20 protein-coding genes are annotated in these 18,043 nt (G+C 63.3%); 8 read left to right on the top strand and 12 right to left on the bottom strand.

What is annotated here, in order from left to right:
* Positions 1 to 131: 131 nt before the first annotated feature.
* The 5 genes from DYZ14_RS00770 to DYZ14_RS00750 form a co-directional block, all read right to left on the bottom strand.
* On the bottom strand, positions 132 to 1,421 hold the full coding sequence (locus DYZ14_RS00770) for an RsmB/NOP family class I SAM-dependent RNA methyltransferase (RefSeq protein WP_154718899.1): 1,290 nt from the start codon (positions 1,419 to 1,421) through the stop codon (positions 132 to 134).
* Positions 1,422 to 1,520: 99 nt separating this feature from the next.
* Complete coding sequence (locus DYZ14_RS00765) at positions 1,521 to 1,883, bottom strand: septal ring lytic transglycosylase RlpA family protein (RefSeq protein ID WP_115668715.1); 363 nt, start codon at positions 1,881 to 1,883, stop codon at positions 1,521 to 1,523.
* Between the two features lie 343 nt (positions 1,884 to 2,226).
* The gene (locus DYZ14_RS00760) at positions 2,227 to 3,120 is read right to left on the bottom strand and encodes an SDR family oxidoreductase (RefSeq protein WP_154718898.1); all 894 of its coding nucleotides are present in this window, start codon (positions 3,118 to 3,120) and stop codon (positions 2,227 to 2,229) included.
* A 4-nt stretch (positions 3,121 to 3,124) separates the two neighbouring features.
* A complete protein-coding gene (queG, locus tag DYZ14_RS00755; protein WP_154718897.1) occupies positions 3,125 to 4,279 on the bottom strand; it encodes a tRNA epoxyqueuosine(34) reductase QueG in 1,155 nt (384 codons plus the stop codon).
* A 12-nt stretch (positions 4,280 to 4,291) separates the two neighbouring features.
* Positions 4,292 to 4,984, bottom strand: coding sequence for a glutathione S-transferase family protein (locus DYZ14_RS00750; protein WP_115668712.1), 693 nt, complete (start codon positions 4,982 to 4,984; stop codon positions 4,292 to 4,294).
* Positions 4,985 to 5,132: 148 nt separating this feature from the next.
* On the opposite strand from DYZ14_RS00750, the gene DYZ14_RS00745 reads away from it, so the two are divergent.
* Entirely contained in the window at positions 5,133 to 5,948 is an 816-nt protein-coding gene (locus DYZ14_RS00745; protein ID WP_154718896.1) for an undecaprenyl-diphosphate phosphatase, read from the top strand.
* Positions 5,949 to 6,017: 69 nt separating this feature from the next.
* On the opposite strand, the gene DYZ14_RS24080 is transcribed toward DYZ14_RS00745, so the two are convergent.
* The 3 genes from DYZ14_RS24080 to DYZ14_RS00735 all read right to left on the bottom strand — a co-directional run bounded on the left by DYZ14_RS24080 (position 6,018) and on the right by DYZ14_RS00735 (position 7,753).
* Complete coding sequence (locus DYZ14_RS24080; protein ID WP_028738715.1) at positions 6,018 to 6,176, bottom strand: hypothetical protein; 159 nt, start codon at positions 6,174 to 6,176, stop codon at positions 6,018 to 6,020.
* A gap of 188 nt (positions 6,177 to 6,364) precedes the next feature.
* Positions 6,365 to 7,345 carry a complex I NDUFA9 subunit family protein gene (locus DYZ14_RS00740; protein ID WP_154718895.1) on the bottom strand — a complete coding sequence of 327 codons (981 nt, stop codon included), beginning with the start codon at positions 7,343 to 7,345 and terminating at the stop codon, positions 6,365 to 6,367.
* 120 nt (positions 7,346 to 7,465) lie between these two features.
* Positions 7,466 to 7,753 (bottom strand): DUF1330 domain-containing protein, encoded by a 288-nt coding sequence (locus DYZ14_RS00735; protein ID WP_115668709.1) that lies wholly within the window; start codon positions 7,751 to 7,753, stop codon positions 7,466 to 7,468.
* A gap of 116 nt (positions 7,754 to 7,869) precedes the next feature.
* Here DYZ14_RS00735 and DYZ14_RS00730 point away from each other — a divergent pair, with 116 nt between their 5' ends.
* Positions 7,870 to 8,958: a right-handed parallel beta-helix repeat-containing protein gene (locus DYZ14_RS00730; protein ID WP_154718894.1), complete on the top strand. Its 1,089-nt coding sequence runs from the start codon at positions 7,870 to 7,872 to the stop codon at positions 8,956 to 8,958.
* Between the two features lie 29 nt (positions 8,959 to 8,987).
* On the opposite strand, the gene pyrF is transcribed toward DYZ14_RS00730, so the two are convergent.
* The 4 genes from pyrF to dnaN form a co-directional block, all read right to left on the bottom strand.
* Positions 8,988 to 9,680 carry an orotidine-5'-phosphate decarboxylase gene (pyrF, locus tag DYZ14_RS00725; RefSeq protein WP_154718893.1) on the bottom strand — a complete coding sequence of 231 codons (693 nt, stop codon included), beginning with the start codon at positions 9,678 to 9,680 and terminating at the stop codon, positions 8,988 to 8,990.
* Positions 9,677 to 10,267: a histidine phosphatase family protein gene (locus tag DYZ14_RS00720; protein WP_154718892.1), complete on the bottom strand. Its 591-nt coding sequence runs from the start codon at positions 10,265 to 10,267 to the stop codon at positions 9,677 to 9,679. Before DYZ14_RS00720 ends, pyrF begins: the two co-directional genes overlap by 4 nt.
* A 25-nt stretch (positions 10,268 to 10,292) precedes the next feature.
* Positions 10,293 to 10,886, bottom strand: a complete 594-nt coding sequence (pmtA, locus tag DYZ14_RS00715; RefSeq protein ID WP_154718891.1) for a phospholipid N-methyltransferase PmtA — start codon at positions 10,884 to 10,886, stop codon at positions 10,293 to 10,295.
* Positions 10,887 to 11,012: 126 nt separating this feature from the next.
* The gene (dnaN, locus tag DYZ14_RS00710; protein WP_154718890.1) at positions 11,013 to 12,131 is read right to left on the bottom strand and encodes a DNA polymerase III subunit beta; all 1,119 of its coding nucleotides are present in this window, start codon (positions 12,129 to 12,131) and stop codon (positions 11,013 to 11,015) included.
* Positions 12,132 to 12,440: 309 nt separating this feature from the next.
* Here dnaN and rsmI point away from each other — a divergent pair, with 309 nt between their 5' ends.
* From rsmI to DYZ14_RS00680, 6 genes are all read left to right on the top strand, one after another.
* Positions 12,441 to 13,292, top strand: a complete 852-nt coding sequence (gene rsmI / locus DYZ14_RS00705; protein WP_232365418.1) for a 16S rRNA (cytidine(1402)-2'-O)-methyltransferase — start codon at positions 12,441 to 12,443, stop codon at positions 13,290 to 13,292.
* Positions 13,289 to 13,657: a YraN family protein gene (locus DYZ14_RS00700; RefSeq protein WP_154718888.1), complete on the top strand. Its 369-nt coding sequence runs from the start codon at positions 13,289 to 13,291 to the stop codon at positions 13,655 to 13,657. The genes rsmI and DYZ14_RS00700 overlap by 4 nt, the downstream gene beginning before the upstream one ends.
* Before the next feature lie 120 nt (positions 13,658 to 13,777).
* Positions 13,778 to 15,076: an extracellular solute-binding protein gene (locus DYZ14_RS00695; protein ID WP_154718887.1), complete on the top strand. Its 1,299-nt coding sequence runs from the start codon at positions 13,778 to 13,780 to the stop codon at positions 15,074 to 15,076.
* A gap of 66 nt (positions 15,077 to 15,142) precedes the next feature.
* On the top strand, positions 15,143 to 16,024 hold the full coding sequence (locus DYZ14_RS00690; protein ID WP_154718886.1) for an ABC transporter permease subunit: 882 nt from the start codon (positions 15,143 to 15,145) through the stop codon (positions 16,022 to 16,024).
* 11 nt (positions 16,025 to 16,035) lie between these two features.
* Complete coding sequence (gene ugpE / locus DYZ14_RS00685; protein ID WP_115668699.1) at positions 16,036 to 16,878, top strand: sn-glycerol-3-phosphate ABC transporter permease UgpE; 843 nt, start codon at positions 16,036 to 16,038, stop codon at positions 16,876 to 16,878.
* 13 nt (positions 16,879 to 16,891) lie between these two features.
* Positions 16,892 to 18,007 (top strand): sn-glycerol-3-phosphate import ATP-binding protein UgpC, encoded by a 1,116-nt coding sequence (locus DYZ14_RS00680; protein ID WP_154718885.1) that lies wholly within the window; start codon positions 16,892 to 16,894, stop codon positions 18,005 to 18,007.
* The last annotated feature ends 36 nt before the right edge of the window (positions 18,008 to 18,043 follow it).

The following is an 18,043-nucleotide window of genomic DNA, read 5'->3' as shown; positions in this document are numbered from 1 at the left end:
CGACGCTTGCGCGCCCTCTGCGTGAAACGAACGACCTTGTCTTGGCGGAAAAAGAAACTGGTGTCAAATAGTCGAGAATAGAAAAGCGCCAACCGCTTGCGGTTCGTCAAGTCCCACCGGGCGGATGCGCCTCATGCCTTGCGGCGCATCCGGCAGAAAAAGAAACCGTCGGTATCGGTCGAGGCGGGGCTCAAGGTGACGCTGAGGCCGTTCTGCGAGCGTGGGCGCGGTGCATCCCTGCCGAACAGGCGATCCCAGCCGTCGAGCGTCGGCGCGATCTCGAACTCGGGATTGGCGGCGCAAAAGGCGGCGGCCTGGGCGTCGTTTTCCTCGGGCAGCACCGAACAGGTGACGTAGAGCAGTTCCCCGCCCGGGCGGACATAGGCTGCAGCCTCGGTCAGCGCTTCCTGCTGCTGGGCGACGCGCTCCTGCAGATTGCGCAGCGTCAGGCGCCACTTCGTATCGGGGCGCCGGCGCCAGGTGCCGGTGCCGGTGCAGGGGGCATCGACCAGCACGCGATCGACATGGCCCTTCAGGCTGTCGATGCCGCGCAGACTATCGTGCACCTGGACATTGCGGGTCCCGGCGCGCTTCAGCCGTTCGATGATCGGCGCCAGGCGCTTGCGGTCTGCGTCATAGGCATGGACCTGGCCCTTGTTGTTCATCACTGCCGCCATGGCGAGCGTCTTGCCGCCGCCGCCGGCACAGAAATCGAGAACCTGGTCGCCTTCCTTGGCGTCGACCAGGTCGGAGACGATCTGCGATCCCTCGTCCTGCACCTCGAACCAGCCCTTCTGGAAGCTGAGTTCAGCGGTGACGTTGGGCAGGCGCGAGGCACCTTCGCCTGCGGGGATACGAATGCCGAAGCGGGCAATGCTGGCGGCCTTTGCATTGGTGCGGTCGAGCGCCTTCAGAACCTTGTCGCGATTGGCCTTGATGGTGTTGACGCGCAGGTCGAGCGTCGGGCGTTCGGCGAGCGCCTTGGCTTCGCAAAGCCAGTCTTCGCCGAAGGCGGCTTCGAAGGACGGCTGGATCCATTCCGGGATGTCGCCCTGCACATGCAGCGGCGCATCTGCGAGGTCGCGGGACGAAAAGGCCGCCAGTTGCTCCGCCGTCAGCGCCTTCGGGGCAAAATTGTCGCCGTCGAACTCGGCCGCCAGTGCTTCGGGGACAAGGCCCCACTGGCGCAGCAGCACCGCCCAGCCGAGTGCTGCGGCGCTGTCGTCGTCCATCAGCCAGGTATGCGAGAGCTTCATTCTCAGCGCGTCATAGACGATGTTGCCGATCGCGGCGCGGTCGCCGGATCCGGCGAAGCGGTGCGCGAGGCCCCAGTCCTTCAGCGCGTCCGCCACCGGGCGGCGACGCGTTTCGATGTCATCCAGCACTTCGATCGCACCAGCGAGGCGGCCGCCCAGACGCATGTTCCATTCTCCTGAATTCGAAGAGAGCGTGGTAACTGCGAACCGTTTGAAGAGCAAGCGTCTAACCGGTCGGCGTCGTGTCCGGTCGCGGCTCGGCGATCAGCCGATGATCTCGTAGCAGACCTTGCCGTGGCCGGAGCGGATCATGCCGATGTTCTGCGCGGCAGCCTTGGAGAGATCGAGCACCCGGCCGCGAATGAACGGGCCGCGATCATTGATTCGCACCACGACGCTCTTGCCGTTCTTGGCATTGGTGACCTTCAGCTTGGTGCCGAAACGCAGCGACTTGTGGGCAGCGGTGAGAAGCGACGGGTTCATGCGTTCACCGGAAGCTGTCTTGGAGTGCAACGCATACCAGGATGCGCCGCCGCAGGAAGAGGCCGCGTGGGCCGAGAGCGGCAGGAAAGCAGCGAGGGCCACTATTGTTGCGACAGTGAAGGTTGAGCGCCGGATATTCGTCAATTTGCATTTCCCTAGTCGTTGACACGAGCCAAATTTTGCGTGGCGTCGCCAAAACGAGGGGAAAAATGGCAAAAACGTGCCTTTGCTGCATCACGGAATGTTTCAGGCTGTAACATTCGTGATTGTTGAAGGCGAATCGCTATGGGTGCGATTTGATCGAATTCAGCAAAAGTAGTTTAATTTCAGAGAAAAAGCGGAAATCCATTCCGGGGGATTCCCAAAATGGTGCGATCACGAAAAAAATCACGCAAAAATAATCCGAACCGCCACATTTCATGCCTGAAATGTGGAGATTCGGGGGCAGACGGCGGTGGATCGCTCGTCCGGAGGTCTTGTTGTGCTGTTAAAACGCCCGGTGGCCGGCTTTGTTCCAGGTGCCGTTCGACCAGAGATCCTGCAGCGACTGACGGTAGTCCGGATGAGAGAAGGCAAAGCCGAGCGCCTTCAGCCGGCGATTGGAGACCCGCTTGTTCTCGCCATAGAAGGACCGCGCCATCGGCGTGAGTTCGGCCGTCTCGAAGGACTGCTCCGGTGGTGGTGCGATCCCCATCAATCGTGCTGCCTCGGCAACCACGTCCTGCGGCGGGCAGGGCTCGTCGTCGGTCACGTTATATATGCCCGGCTGGAGCCTTTCGCCGAGGAAGGCGGTCGCACCGGCGATGTCCTCGACGCGGATGCGGTTGAACACCTGGTCCTTCTTGACGAGGCGCCGCGCCGTGCCGTTGGAAAGGTTGACGAAGGCGTTGCGTCCCGGACCGTAAATACCCGAAAGGCGCAGGATCGCGAGCGGCACGCCGGTGCGTTCGGCAAGCGCCTGCCAGGACATTTCGGCCTCGACGCGCTCGACCGAGCGCTGCGACACGGGATTGAGCACCGTGTCCTCATCCACCCAGGCGCCGCCATGATCGCCATAGACGCCGACGGTGGAGAGATAGGCGATCCACTCGAGCTTCGGCATCAGCGCCTTGAGTTCGTTCTCGCCGAAAAGGCGGATCAGCGGGTCACCGTCGCGGCCCGGCGCGATCGACTGGACGAGATGGGTGACCGTGGCCAGTTCGGCTTTGAGCGTCGGCGAGATTTCGCTGCCGTCGAACAGCAAGGGCGCGATCCCGCATTCTCGCAAGGCGGATTGCTTTTCGCTGCTGCGTGTCGTGCCGGCGACCCGATGTCCGGTGGAAGACAGAAGCCGGCCGATGGCCTTGCCGGAATAGCCGGCGCCGAAAATCATCACATGCATCACTTCACTCCGCCATCGTCCATTCGCGTCTTACCTCGGCTTCAGTCTCGGCCGGAAGGTACGCCTGGCGCAATTGTGCGAAATCCGCCTGCGGCAGCAGCCGCGAAAGCGCCCACACCGCCATGCCGCGAACCTCCGGCGCCGTGTCGCCGATCAGCGTCCGGCAGGCAGGGATCAGATCGATGAGGCCTGAATTGCCGGCGGCGATCAGGCAATTGCGCACGAACCGATTGCGTCCGATGCGTTTGACGGGCGAGCCGCTGAAGAAGGTGCGGAAGGTCGGGTCGTCGAGCGAAAGCAGGAAGGAAAGGTTGGGCTCTATCAGGTCGGCGCGTGCCTGAAGCTTCATCTCGCGCGCCTCGCTGGCAAACTTGTTCCACGGACAGGCCGACAGACAGTCGTCACAGCCGTAGATGCGGTTGCCAAAGGCGACACGCAGATCCGGATCGATGCTGCCCTTGTGCTCGATGGTCAGATAGGAGATGCAGCGCCGCGCATCGATCTTGTAGGGCGCGGGAAAGGCATGGGTCGGACAGGCGTCGAGGCAGGCGCGGCACGAGCCGCAATGATCCAGCTCCGCCTCGTCCAGCGACAGGTCGGCCGTGGTGAACAGGCTGCCGAGAAACAGCCAGGAGCCGAACTCGCGGCTGACCAGGTTGGTGTGCTTGCCCTGCCAGCCGAGCCCGGCCGCTGCGGCCAGCGGCTTCTCCATTACCGGGGCGGTGTCGACGAACACCTTGACGTCGGCGCCGGCGCGTGCGGCAAAGCGGGTGGCGACCTCCTTCAATCGCCCCTTCATGACATCGTGATAGTCGCGATTGCGGGCATAGACCGAGATCGCTCCCTTCTCGGGCCGCGCCTGGAGATAACGCGGGTCGAGATCGGGGCCGTAATTCATGCCGAACATGACGATCGAGCGCACGTCCGACCACAGCACGCGGGGATCGCCCCGACGCTCGCGCGTCTCCGGCATCCAGTCCATCGTGCCGTGATAGCCGGCCTCGATATAGGCGGAGAGGCGCCCCGGCGCTTCGGGAATGGCGTCAGGCGCGGTGATGCGACAGACATCGAACCCCTGCGCCTCGGCCTCCTTCTTGATGAGGGCGGTCAGCGACGCGCGTTTCTTGTCGGGGGCGGATATGGCCTGCTCTTGCGGCATGGCCCAGCTTCCTCAGAAATCCAGGTCCGCATAGTGCGAAACAGGGGTCAGGCCACGCAGGCGCTCGGCCAGCAGCGGACGGAAGGACGGGCGCGACTTGATCCGTTGGTACCATTCCTTGGCGACCGGATATTCCGCCCAGTCGATTTCCCCGAGATAGTCGAGCACGGAAATCGCCGCGGCGGCGGCGAGATCGGCATAGCTCAGCCGGTCGCCGGCAAGCCAGGGACGCGAGCCGGAAAGCCAGCTCAAGTATTTCATGTGCTGGCGGATATTGCCGCGCGCGGTGCGCAGGACTTTCGAATCGGGCGCACCGCCACCGAGCCCGTTGGGGATCAGCAGCTTGTGGACGCGTTCGCGCACCAGCGGGCGGGTCACGTCCTGCTCCATCTTCTGCAGAAACCATTCGGTCAGCCGGCGGATCTCGGCGCGCTGGAACGGATCTTCGGCCAAGAGCCGGCGATCGCGCTTCAGCACACCGTGGGTCTCGTCGAGAAATTCGGAAATGACCACAGGTCCGCACAGGACCCGCATGTTGTCATCGACATAGACCGGCAGGGTGCCGGCCGGATTGAGCGACAGGAATTCCCGGCGCTTTTCCCATGTCTGCTCCTCCACGAGATCGACCTGGAAGCCGTATTCGGAGAGCACCAGCCGGACGAACCGGGACGCGGTGGACATGGGGTGATGATACAATGTTGGCATTGTTACTCGAATTCTTCAGGCGTTTGAACACCGGCACGGGCGCGCGACTTGCGGCTGGTCATGACCACGGCTTCCAAGCTATAGGAGCTTGGTTGACGCAATACAAGCAAATCGCACGTCCTCCCGCCCCGCTTCTCAAGGACATTCCATGGAAGATCAATCCATTCTCAGCGCGCTTTTCCTTGGCCTGATCGAGGGCCTGACGGAGTTCATTCCGGTCTCCTCGACCGCCCATGTGCTGCTGGCCGGCCATTTTCTCGGCTTCAAGTCGCCGGAAAATACCTTTGCCGTTCTGATCCAGCTCGGCGCCATCCTGGCGATCCTCAGCGTCTATTTTCGCAAGCTCTTCTTGCTGGCGATCGGCCTGCCGACCGATCCGGGGAGCCGTCGATTCGTCGCGGCGATCCTTCTCGCCTTCCTGCCGGCGGCGGTGATCGGGGCACTGGCCCATGACTTCATCAAGTCGGTGCTGTTCGAAACGCCCATGGTGATCTGCGTCATGCTGATCCTCGGCGGCTTCGTGCTCTTGTGGATCGACCGGCTGAAGCTCACGCCGAAATATACCGAGGTGACGGACTATCCCCTGTCGCTCGCCTTCAAGATCGGCCTTTGCCAGTGCGTCGCCATGATCCCCGGCGTCTCGCGTTCGGGCGCCACCATCGTCGGCGCGCTGCTGCTCGGAACGGACAAGCGCTCGGCGGCGGAATTTTCCTTTTTCCTCGCCATGCCGACCATGGTCGGCGCCTTTGTCCTCGACCTTTACAAGAACCGCGATGCGCTGAGCGTCGACGATGGCGCGATCATCGCCATCGGCTTTGTCGCAGCCTTTCTCTCGGCGCTACTGGTGGTGCGCAGCCTGCTCGACTTCGTGTCGAAGCGCGGCTATGCGCCGTTTGCCTGGTGGCGGATCATTGTCGGAACGCTCGGCCTGATCGGGCTGATGCTGGGTATCGGGGGCGCTTGAGAAAGCGCCGCACAGGACATGAAAAAGGCCGCCCGGAAGCGGCCTTTTTTCGTCTGATTATACGAAAACTTACTGCGTGACCGAGATCGAGCCGGTGCTGCAGGGATCGACGCCATAGGCGGGTGCGCAATTGCCCTTGCGCGCAGCAACCGTGGACGGCGCCAGGAACGAGCCGGCGATGATGACCAGTGCCGCACACGCGAAAAACAGTGCGATAGACTTACCCATGAAGAGGCCCCTCGATATGATGCTGTGATCGTCGCCGGCGGTGTCCGCCGCGTCCGAACTGGTGGTTGTTTACGCATTGCCCGCAGGGGCATCAATAGAAGATCTTGCTGAATTCGCGGTTAACGCAAGGATTTCGTCCCTGCGTCTTTTGTGCAACGCAGAGACGGCCGATCCGGTTCCGCCAGAGGTCAGGCAGCCTTGCCCGAGCCGGTGAACTGGCCGTGCGGGCGGTAGTGGACGAGGTAGGTCGGCAGGATCGATTCGAGCGAAACCGGGTTGATCCCCATGCCTTCGAGCGTGCGGCCTTCCGCCTTGGCGGCGTCGGACACGACATTGTCGGACTTCAACAGCTTGACCTGGTCGCTGGTCAGCGCCGGCTTGACGAAGGGGATCATCGACGAAAGGCTGCCGATCAGCGAGGCGATGCCGAAGGGCAGCGTCAGGAAGGGGCGCTTGCGGCCGATCACCTCGAGCATGGCTTCGAGACATTCGCGGAACGTCATGACGTCGCGGCCGCCCAGTTCATAGACGGCGCCGGGGGTGAGCTTGCCATCGACGGAGCGGGCGACGGCCTCGGCCACGTCCTCGACATGAACCGGCTGGAACTTCGTCTTGCCGCCGCCGACGAGCGGCAGGACCGGCATGACCTTGGTCATGGCGGCGAACTTGTTGAAGAAGCCGTCTTCCGGCCCGAACACGATCGAGGGGCGCAGGATCACGGCATCGGGCAGGATCGACCGGACGGCTTCTTCGGCACGGCCCTTGGTCGCGGCATAGTCGGAATCCGACTTGGCGTCGGCGCCGATCGCCGAAATGTGGGTGAGCCTGGCGCCGACGGAACGGGCGGCCTCGGCAACGGCGCGGGCACCGAAATCCTGGACGGCGTCAAAGCTGTTGCGACCGCTCTCGAACAGGATGCCGACGCAGTTGACCACATGATCAGCACCCTGGACCGCCTTGTCGACGGAGGCGCGGTAGCGGAGATTGGCCTGGACGAATGAGATCTGCCCGACATTGCCGAGCGGTTGCAGGAAGAAGGCGAGGTCGGGGCGACGAACCGCGACACGAATGCGGTAGCCGCGCCTGGCGAGCGCCCGAACGACATGCCGCCCGACGAAACCCGATCCCCCGAACACGGTGACGAGCGGCGGAAGGTTGGACAAGGTCATGGGCTGGCTCCTTGGAATAGGCGTGCGCAGGATGCGCTGGAATTCAAGCTGTCTTTAGCCGAATCGAAAGGTAAGCGGAAGGGCCGTCAACGCGCTCGGCCCTTCGAAAAAGGTCTTAACTCAGACGCCTTCGACGACGACCATTTCCGCATCGGCCACTTGCTGGCGGATTTTCGCGGCGATCTGGTATTCAGGCGAATTGTAGCAATCGACCGCGGCCTGGTGCGAGGGAAACTCGATGACGACGTTGCGGGCCCGGGCCTTGCCTTCGAGTTCGGTGAATTCGCCGCCGCGCGCGAGGAATTTCGCGCCGTACTTTTCGAAAGCCGGCTTTGCCGCCGCGACATAACCCTTGTACCCTTCGGCATCGCGAATATCGACTCTTGCGATCCAGTAGCCCTTGGCCATTTTTTCGTCCCATCCCTGTTGGTTATCATGGTTTAATTGAGCAAATCGGCGTCCCGGTCAAGCGCTGCGCCGTGTCGCGGTGATACGGGTTTCCGCCTGTCGATGGGGAAGGGCCAATGCCGGAAACACACAGCCACGCGATCCGCTCTTTGGTCGGAGCGGGGATTGCGCTTTTTCTGCTGGCGGCTGGTGCTGTTGCGCTTTCCGCCGGATCCGCCGAGGCGAAGGCTTGCCCGGCTTCGGTCTACCAGCAATTGCGCAGCCCGCCCGGCGCCAAGGCCAGTCCCGTCGAAGTCTCCTGCGACGTGACGCTCGATCCGAAGGATGTCATTGCCCGGCCGATCGCCTTTTCCGGCGCCAAGGCGTCCGGCATTACATTCGATTGCCGTGGCGGGACGCTCGGAACGCCTGACATGCCGATCAGCCATCGTCGGCCAACGGTCATGATCCGGTCGCTGCAGGCACGAGACGGAAGCTGGAGCGTGCCGAAGGCGATCACGGTGAAGAACTGCACGGTCATCGGCAACATGCGCCTCGCCGGCCTCGGCCTGAACGGGCAGGCGGAACAGGTGCGGCGGTCATCGCTGACGTCGGGCCACACCGCGCGCGCGCAGGCGGCCGCGCCGACGGCGATCATTCTCGACAATCTCGATGTCGTCGCCCAGGGAACCTTGCCGCTCTATCTCGGGCCGGGGGTCACCGGGGTGACGGTCAGCGGATCGCGGTTCCGCGGTGAAACGACGGCAACTGCGCTCTATCTCGACGCCGAGAGCGCCGAAAACCGCATCATCGGCAACCGCTTTGCCGTGAAGACGACGCGGCGCGAGCAGGTCGCGGTCGATGGCTCTGCCCGCAACGTCATTTCCGGCAATATCTTCGAGGACGCGGTCAATGGCGGCATTTTCCTCTACCGCAACGCCGGCGAGGGCGGGACGATCCGCCATCAGCCCCCGCAATACAATCGCATCGAGGGCAATCGGTTTCACTATGAGGGGATGGTTCGTCCGCGCCCGGCGATCTGGTTGAATCAGCGCAATGGCCGCACCACCCATCGCCTCAGCGCCCCGGACCTGCCTTTGGGCAGCAGCCTCGATCCGCGGGATCTCGCCAAATACAATGTCGTACGCGGCAATCGCATTTCAGGCGGCTGGAAGGGGCTGATCCGCAATACCGACCCGTCCAACGAGATCGTCGGCAATGATTGAATGATCCGGCGTGCTGAGCCGCCGTCCTCTCAGAGGGCGGTCGCCATCTCGGCGAGGATCGCCCGCGCGGCGGCCTTCGGGTCCTCCGCCTTGACGATCGGGCGCGCGACGACGAGATGGCTGGATCCCGCCTTGAGCGCGTCGGCCGGCGTCATCACCCGCTTCTGGTCTCCCTTGTCGGCGCCGGCCGGGCGAATGCCGGGGGTTACCAGCGCCATGTCGGGGCCGATCACCTTGCGCACGGCGCTTGCCTCTTCGGCGGAGCAGACGATACCGCCCATGCCGGCAGTGCGGGCCTGTTCGGCGCGCTTCAGCACCAAGGTGTGCGGATCATATTCATAACCGGCATCGACCAGGTCCTGCTCGTCCATCGAGGTCAGCACGGTGACGCCGAGCAGGCAGAGGCCGGAGCCTTCGGCTGCCTTGACCGCGGCGCGCATGGCCTTGGGATAGGCGTGCAGCGTCAGCATCGACATGCCCATCTTGGCAATGTTCTCGACGCCGGAGGCGACCGTGTTGTCGATGTCGAGCAGTTTCATGTCGAGGAAGATCTTCTTGCCGCTCTCCGCAAGCTCGCGGGCGAACTCAAGCCCGCCGGCAAAGGCGAGCTGGTAGCCGATTTTGTAGAACAGGATGTCGTCACCGAGCGTTTGGACAATGGTTTCCGCTTCCCGGACGGTCGGCACATCCAGGCCGACGATGAGGCGTTCGCGTGGCGTCATGGCTCGATCCCCTTCCAGTCTTCGATCGGCGTCCAGTCGCATGCGATACGCCGATCCGCAAGAGAGAAGGCATAAAGATTGCCGCCGCCGGGCAGTTGATCGTGGCTGCGGCTGATCGGGATGCTCAGCAGGTGACACCTGAGCAGGGTGCCGACACCGCCATGGCCGACGAAGGCGATCGGCGCCGCCGGGTCGTGGTCGTCGAGGATGGCGTCCACGGCTAAGACGATCCGGGCCTGGGCGTCCGCCGCCCGCTCCCAGCCGCGGAAGCTCTCGTTGGGATGAGCGAAAAACCAGTCGGCGGCCTGCTCGAAGGCGTCGGGCTTCAGGAAGCCGGTCGCGGAGCGATCATTCTCATGCATCGCCTCGACCGTCTCGAAGGAGATGCCGGCGGCCCTGGCGAGGATTTCCGCGGTCTCGATCGCCTTCACCTCGGCGCTGGAGACGATACGGGCGAGGCGCTTCGCCCAGGGCCGCGTGGCAGCCTCGGTGGCGCGGTCGCGACCGAGATCCGAAAGCCCCCATTGCGGAACGGGTATGGCCGGATCGATCCTGACCTGCGGATGGGTGATGTAGAGACCGAACATCAGGTGTGCCGCCCGCCGTCAGCTATCAGCCGCGGCGGTAAATCCACAGCTGCGCCGGCGGAATATTGCGGACGATGAAATCGAAGTGCTGGATCTGGTAGCGCTCCGGTTGGGCCAGGATCGGCGAAACCGGGCCATAGGTGATCTGCACCACTGGCCGACCAGGCGGAAGGCGGTCGAGCAGGTCTTCGAGAAGTTTGACCCGGGCCGGCATGGGGAAGCTGAGAAGCGGCACCGCCGAAATGACGCAGTCGAAGGTCTGATCGGCGAACTTGCCGAGCGTGTTCGGCAGATCGAAAGCGTCGCCATGGATGAAATTGACGCCGGGAAAGTCCTGGGTCAGATGATCGTAGAAATCCTCGGAATACTCGATGGAAACGAGGTCTTCCGGTTTGACGCCGCGTGCCAGGATCGCCTTGGTGATGACCCCGGTGCCCGGGCCGAGCTCGAGAACCGGCAGACCGGACTGCGGATTGATGACGCTCGCCATCTTGCGGGCGGTGATGGACGAGGTCGGAACGATGGCGCCGACACTCTTCGGGCCCTGCATCATCCCCTTGAAGAAGCGGATCTCTTCGTCGAACTTCTTTTCGAACCGTTCCTTCAAGCGTCGAACCATGGCCTAACTCCCCACTCAAGACCGTCACGCGCGTTCATCCGCGCCAAGCGCATGTTGCGCCGGTTTGTCGCAAAAACAAGGCGAAATGGCGCGGATGGAGAAATATCCCCCGAATGCGTCGCCGAATCACACTCGCATCGGCATCAGGACATAGAGAGCGTCGTCACCGGCCGTATCGCGCACCAGTGTCGGGGAGCCCGCATCGGCCAGAAGGAAGATCGCGTCGTCGCCCGACAACTGCGCCGTAATATCCAGCAGGTACTTGGCGTTGAAGCCGATTTCCATCGGGTCGTTGTCATAGCCGACGGCGACCTCTTCGGTCGCGCTGCCGGAATCCGGATTGTTGACGGTGAGCGTCAGATGGCCCTCGTTAAGGGCAAGCTTGACCGCGCGTCCGCGCTCGGAGGAAATGGTCGAGACGCGATCGACCGCCTGCGCAAAGCTCTGGCAATCGACGCGCATTTCCTTGTCGTTCGCCTGCGGAATGACGCGCTGATAGTCGGGGAAGGTGCCGTCGATCAGCTTGGAGGTCATGACGATCTCGCCGATGGTCAGGCGGATCTTGGCGTCGGAGACTTCCACGGTGACGATCAGCTCGGGATTGTCGACCAGCTTCTGCAACTCACCGACCGTCTTGCGCGGGATGATGATGCCCGGCATGCCTTCCGAACCGGAGGGAGCCTCGACGTCGGCGCGGGCGAGGCGATGGCCGTCGGTCGCGACCGCGCGCAGCTTCAGCGCGCCGGCGCTCTCGATCGTGTGCAGGAAGATGCCGTTCAGGTAGTAGCGGGTCTCCTCGGTCGAGATCGCGAACTGGGTGCGATCGATCAGCATCTTGAGAGCCGAGGCCTTCAGCTTGAAGGAATGGGTGAAGTTGCCGGCCGTCAGGTCGGGGAAGTCGGCTTCCGACAGGCACTGCAGCGAGAATTTCGAACGGCCCGAGGCGACCGTCATGGCCGCGCCGTCGGGCGTGGTGGCCAGCAGCACTTCGGCGCCGTCCGGCAGCTTGCGGACGATTTCATAGAGCAGGTGCGCCGGAACGGTCGTCGCGCCGGCCTGTTCGACCATGGCGGGCGTCGCCTCGGTAATCTCGAGATCGAGGTCGGTCGCCTTCATCGCCAGGCTCGCGCCTTCGGCCCGAAGCAGCACGTTCGACAGGATCGGGATCGTGTTGCGACGTTCGACCACGCGATGCACGTGATTGAGCGACTTGAGAAGGTTGGACCGTTCGAGAGTAATACGCATGGACGCTTCCGCTTTCGACCTGTCGCGATCCGGTGGGCCGGGTCGCATTGTTCCTTGCCGGCCGTCGGAGGCCGGATCGTGTGGGACGGGCAAAATGGCAGGAATTGCGCGCGAAAAGCAAGAGGCAGCTGTGATGTCGCGCACCAATTTGACACCATGCCTAACGGCGCGCGGTCAATGCCGCCCTTGCCCTGCGGCAGGGGCTGGACGATAAGGTGGGACACAAGGCCAGGCGACAGGACGGACCAAGTGACGGAAGATGAAAGACAAGCGACGGCGCAGCCGCGGACCTATCGCATCAACGATGTGATGATCGCCGCCCGACCGCTGGAGCCGGCGCTCTACCTTGTCGCGACCCCGATCGGCAATCTCGGCGACATCACGCTTCGGGCGCTCGAAACGCTGGCCGGCGCTGACGTGCTCGCGTGCGAAGACACGCGCGTAACCCGGGTGCTTCTCGATCGCTACGGCATCCAGAACCGCCCCTATTCCTATCACGAATACAATGCCAACGAGGCAGGCCCGAAGCTGATCGCGGCGCTCGAGGCCGGCAGGTCCGTGGCGCTCGTCTCGGATGCAGGCACGCCACTCGTCTCTGACCCGGGCTATCGTCTCGGCCAGCTGGCGATCGAGGCGGGCCACCGCGTCGTGCCGATCCCCGGCGCCTCGGCGCCGCTCGCCGCCCTTGTCGGCTCCGGCCTGCCCAACGACGCCTTCCTGTTTGCCGGCTTCCTGCCGGTGAAGGACAAGGCGCGCCACGAGCGGCTGGCGCAATTGCGCGATGTTCCGGCCACCCTGATCTTCTTCGAGAGCCCGCACCGTATCGGCGACACGCTCGCCGCCGCCGCGGAAGAACTCGGAGCCGAACGGCAGGCTTCGGTGTGCCGCGAACTGACCAAGACCTTCGAGGAATTTCGCCGCGGCACGCTCAAGGAACTTGCCGACCAGTATGCCGACAAGGCGGTCAAGGGCGAGGTCGTCCTCGTCGTCGGCCCGCCGCTCGCAAAGGCCGCGCCGGAAGCTGGCGAGGTAGACCGGGTGCTCATCGAATTGTCGGAGACGCTGCCGACGGCCAAGGCAGCGACGGAGGCCGCCAAACTGACGGGCCAGCCGCGCAAGGAACTCTATCAGCGGCTGCTCGCGCTGAAGGGCGACGGATGACGAGGTTCGCGGCGCCGGAGGCGAGAAAGCGTGCGGAGCGCCGGGGACGCTGGTCGGAATGGACGGCTGCCCTCTACCTTATGCTGAAAGGCTATCGCATCCTCGCCATGCGCTACCGCGTCCGGGCGGGCGAGGTCGACATCATTGCGCGGCGCGGCGAGCTCGTGGCCTTCGTCGAGGTCAAGGCGCGCCGCGACCTGAAGGCCGCGGTCGACGCCGTGACTTTCGCCAGCCAAGATCGGATCCGCGCGGCGGGCGACCATTGGCTCGCCCGCCAGCCCGACGTGGCGCGGCTGTCGCTGCGCTATGATATCGTCGCGATCACGCCGTGGAAGTTGCCGCGGCACTATGAAGGCGCGTTCTAGTTTCGCTTTGCTTTCGTATCGGCGAAAACTGTAATCGAAATGACATAAAACATTTATTTTCGCGTCACAGATCGCGGCTAATGCAGTCCTCACCCCAATATTGGCGGAGAGGATTTTTCCATGTTCAAACAGATTTCCATGGCCGCTCTGGCCTTGTCCATGACCGCATCGACGACGCTGGCCGCGACCAACATCACCTGGTGGCACGGCATGGGCGGCCGCAATGGCGAAGTCATCAACGAAGTCGCCCAGAAGTTCAACGCCGCCCAGAGCGAATGCGCCCTGACGCCGGTCTCCAAGGGCACCTATGAAGAAGCCCTGTCGGCCGGCATCGCCGCCTTCCGTTCGGGCGAACAGCCGAACATCCTGCAGGTCTTCGACGCCGGCGCCGCCACCATCATCAATGCCAAGGGTGCTGCCGTTGCCGCCGAAGACCTGATCAAGGATGCAGGCTTCGAGTTCAACCGCGACGACTTCATCGAAGGCGTGCGCTATTTCTACGCCGATAGCGAAGGCAAGTTCGTCGGCATGCCGTTCAACTCCTCGGCGCCGATCATGTACGTCAACACCGACGCGCTGAAGAAGGCCGGCGTCGAAGCACCGAAGACCTGGGAAGAATTCGAAGCCATCGCTCCGAAACTGAAAGAGGCCGGCTACACCCCGCTCGTCCAGTCGCAGCTCACCTGGCAGTTCACCGAGAACTTCTTCTCGCGCCACAATCTCCAGTTCGCCTCGAACAACAACGGCTATGACAGCGTCGTCGACACGACGATCAACGTCACCGACCCGAACCACGTCATGATGTACGAAAAGCTGAAGGCCTGGTACGACCAGGGCCTGTTCGGCTATTACGGCGCCGGCTGGAGCGACAACCAGAAGCCCTTCGAAGAAGGCAAGGTCGCTCTCTGGATCGGTTCGTCGGGCTCGTTCGGCGGCCTGCAGAAGACCGCGACCATGCCCTTCTCGGCCACCTTCCTGCCCTTCTGGAAGTCGGTTCATCCGGAAGGCGTTCACACCTTCATCGGCGGCGCCGCCCTGTTCGCCATGGCCGGCAAGCCGGAAGCCGAGAACAAGTGCACCGCATCCTTCTTCCACTTCCTGACCTCGCCCGAGATCCAGAAGTTCTACCACCAGGCCACCGGCTACGTCGCCATCACCAAGGCAGCCTATGAACTGGCCAAGTCTGAAGGTTTCTACAACGAGAAGCCGGCCGCCGAAGTCGGCATCCAGCAGCTGTCCCTGCCGGGCGGCGAATGGGACAAGGGCTATCGCATGGGCTTCTATCCGCAGATCCGCTCGGTGATGGAACGCGAATACAACCGCATCTTCGCCGGCGAAACCACGCCGAAGGAAGCCATGGAAACCATCAAGAAGGAAGCCGACGAACTGCTCGCCCGCTTCGCCAAGACGGCCGGCTGATCTCCGTCGCCTTTGTCAGAACTCCCGGGGGCGCCCAGCCCCCGGGTTTTTCCTTGAAAGCACCCCATGAAGCGCGTCCAGTTCAATTCGCGATTTATTCCCTATCTGCTGCTCCTGCCGCAGTTCGCGATCATTTCGATCTTCTTCTACTGGCCGTCGGCCCAGGCGATCCACTCGTCCTTCTTCATCGAGGATCCCTTCGGCTTCGGCTCGGCCTTCGTCGGCCTCGACAACTACACCGATGCGCTGACGGCGCCGGAATACCAGAAGATCGCGCGCTTCACCGTGGCATACAGCCTGATCGTCACCTTCCTGACGCTGTCGCTCGGCCTGCTGCTGGCCTTGAAGGCGGATGCCGTCATTCGTGGCCAATCCACCTACAAGACACTGCTGATCGTCGTCTACGCCATCGCCCCGCCGGTCGCGGGCCTGATCGGCATGATGTTCTTCGACCAGCACATCGGACCCTTCGTGCATTTCGTCGCGCTGTTCGGCTGGGACATGAAGGTCGGGATCAATTATTTCGATACGGCCTTCGCCATGATCGCCGTCGCGGTCTGGAACCAGATCCCCTATAATTTCATCTTCTTCCTCTCCGGCCTGCAGGGCATTCCGGCCTCGATCCGCGAGGCAGCCGCGATCGACTGCAAGTCGGGCACCCGCCGTTTCTGGACGGTCATCCTGCCGCTGCTGACCCCCACGGCCTTCTTCCTGCTGGTCATCAACATGACCTATTCGCTGTTCGACACCTTCGGCGTGATCGATGTGATCGTGAAGGACAAGCCGGCCAACAACCCGATCACGCTGGTCTACAAGGTCTATCTCGACGGCTTCCGCGGCAACGACCTCGGCTCGTCTTCGGCCCAGTCGGTGATCCTGATGGTCATCGTGCTGGCGCTAACGCTGATCCAGTTCCGCTTCATCGAACGCCGCGTTCATTACGGTTGAGGGACGGATTGATGTATCGCACCAAGTTCTTCGACCACCTCATCCTGATCGCCGGCGTCATCCTGATGCTGGGGCCGCTGGTGGTGGCGTTCACCACCTCGACCCATACCGCGGCCGAAATCCACTCGAACGGCCTCATGCTGTCGATCGGCGGACACCTGGAGGAGACCTACGGCAAGGTCCTCTTCCGCAAGGGCGGATTTACCGGCGAAGTCACGGGCATGACCATGGCGGTGAACTCGCTGATCCTCGGCCTCGGCTTTGCCATCGGCAAGATCGTGCTGTCGATGCTGGCCGCCTATGCGATCGTCTATTTCCGTTTCCGCTTCGCCACGCTCGCCTTCTGGCTGATCTTCACCACGCTGCTGCTGCCCCTCGAGGTGCGCATCATGCCGTCCTACAAGGTGATGAGCGAGCTCGGCCTGTTGAACAGCCATGTCGGCCTGATCCTGCCGCTGTTGGCCTCGGCGACCGGTACCTTCTTCTTCCGGCAGTTCTTCAAGTCGGTGCCGGACGAACTGCTGGAGGCCGCCCGCATCGACGGCGCGGGCCCGGTGAAGTTCTTCATCGACGTGCTCGTGCCGCTGTCGCGCACGATGATCGCGGCGGTCTTCATCATCATGTTCGTCTATGGCTGGAACCAGTATCTCTGGCCCATGCTGATGACCACGGACGAGAGCTTCTACACCCTGATGCGCGGCATCAAGCAGATCCTGCAGGTCTGGGTCGGCTCGCAGATCCCCGACTACAACGAGGCTTTCGCCATGGCGGTGCTCGCCATGCTGCCGCCCGTCGTCGTCGTGGTGATCTTCCAGAGCTGGTTCATCAAGGGCCTGACCGAAAGCGACAAGTGAGAAAGGTAAACCCATGGCGTCCATTCTGATCGACCAGGTCTCGAAGATCTACGACGGCGGCGTGCACGCGGTCAAAGCCATCGACATCGCCATCGAGGACGGCGAATTCATCGTGCTGGTTGGCCCTTCGGGCTGTGGCAAGTCGACCTTGCTGCGCATGGTGGCGGGGCTGGAGGCCATATCGCAAGGCACGGTCAGCATTGGCGGGCGCGTCGTCAACAATGTCGAACCAGCCGAGCGCGACATCGCCATGGTGTTCCAGAACTATGCGCTCTATCCGCATATGAGCGTCTACGACAACCTCGCCTACGGCCTTAGGAACCGCAAGACGCCGAAGGCGGAGATCGAGGCGCGCGTCACGGAAGCGGCCCGCATGCTGGAGATCGAGCCCTATCTGAAGCGCAAGCCCAGGGCGCTGTCCGGCGGCCAGCGCCAGCGCGTCGCCATGGGCCGCGCCATCGTACGCAAGCCGGCGGTCTTCCTGTTCGACGAGCCGCTGTCGAACCTCGACGCCAAGCTGCGCGTCACCATGCGCGGCGAGATCCGCAAGCTGCAGCGGCGGCTGGCGACCACGGCGATCTACGTGACCCACGACCAGCTCGAAGCGATGACGCTGGCCGACCGGCTGGTGGTGCTGAACGGCGGGACGATCGAGCAGATCGGCACGCCGCTCGAGGTCTACCATCGTCCGGCCTCCACCTTCGTCGCGAGCTTCATCGGCGCGCCGGCGATGAATTTGCTGGATGGCGCGATCGAGGGCGACCGGCTGGTGATCGGCGACGTGTCGATGGCCTTCGGCGCTCAGCCAGGCACGACGGGTTCGGTCACTGTCGGCGTGCGTGCCGAAGACCTGACGCTGGCCGGCGAGGGTGACCAGCGCCTGCCCTTCAAGGTCGACTATGTCGAGGAACTCGGAGCGCACCGGCTGGTGCACGGGCATCTGTCTTCGCAGGCACTGACGGCCGTCGTGCCGGTGGAAGCCGAGATCACCGAGGAACTGCAATTGACCGTCGCGCCCGAGCGCATCCACTTCTTCGCCAAGGAGACGGGACGGCGCATCGAAAGGCCGGGTTCGCCTGTAGAAGGCGGCGCGGTCCGCTCGTACGCACGTGAGGCGAGTTTCGCCTGAGGCCCCCTCGCGGGCCTGTTGGAGGGCAAGGCCGAT

It is taken from the genome of Ciceribacter sp. T2.26MG-112.2 (assembly GCF_900492205.1).
GTDB classification, from domain to species: domain Bacteria; phylum Pseudomonadota; class Alphaproteobacteria; order Rhizobiales; family Rhizobiaceae; genus Allorhizobium; species Allorhizobium naphthalenivorans_A.
Note: the sequence above shows the minus strand (reverse complement) of the source record. Positions and strands in the feature narration are given on the sequence as shown.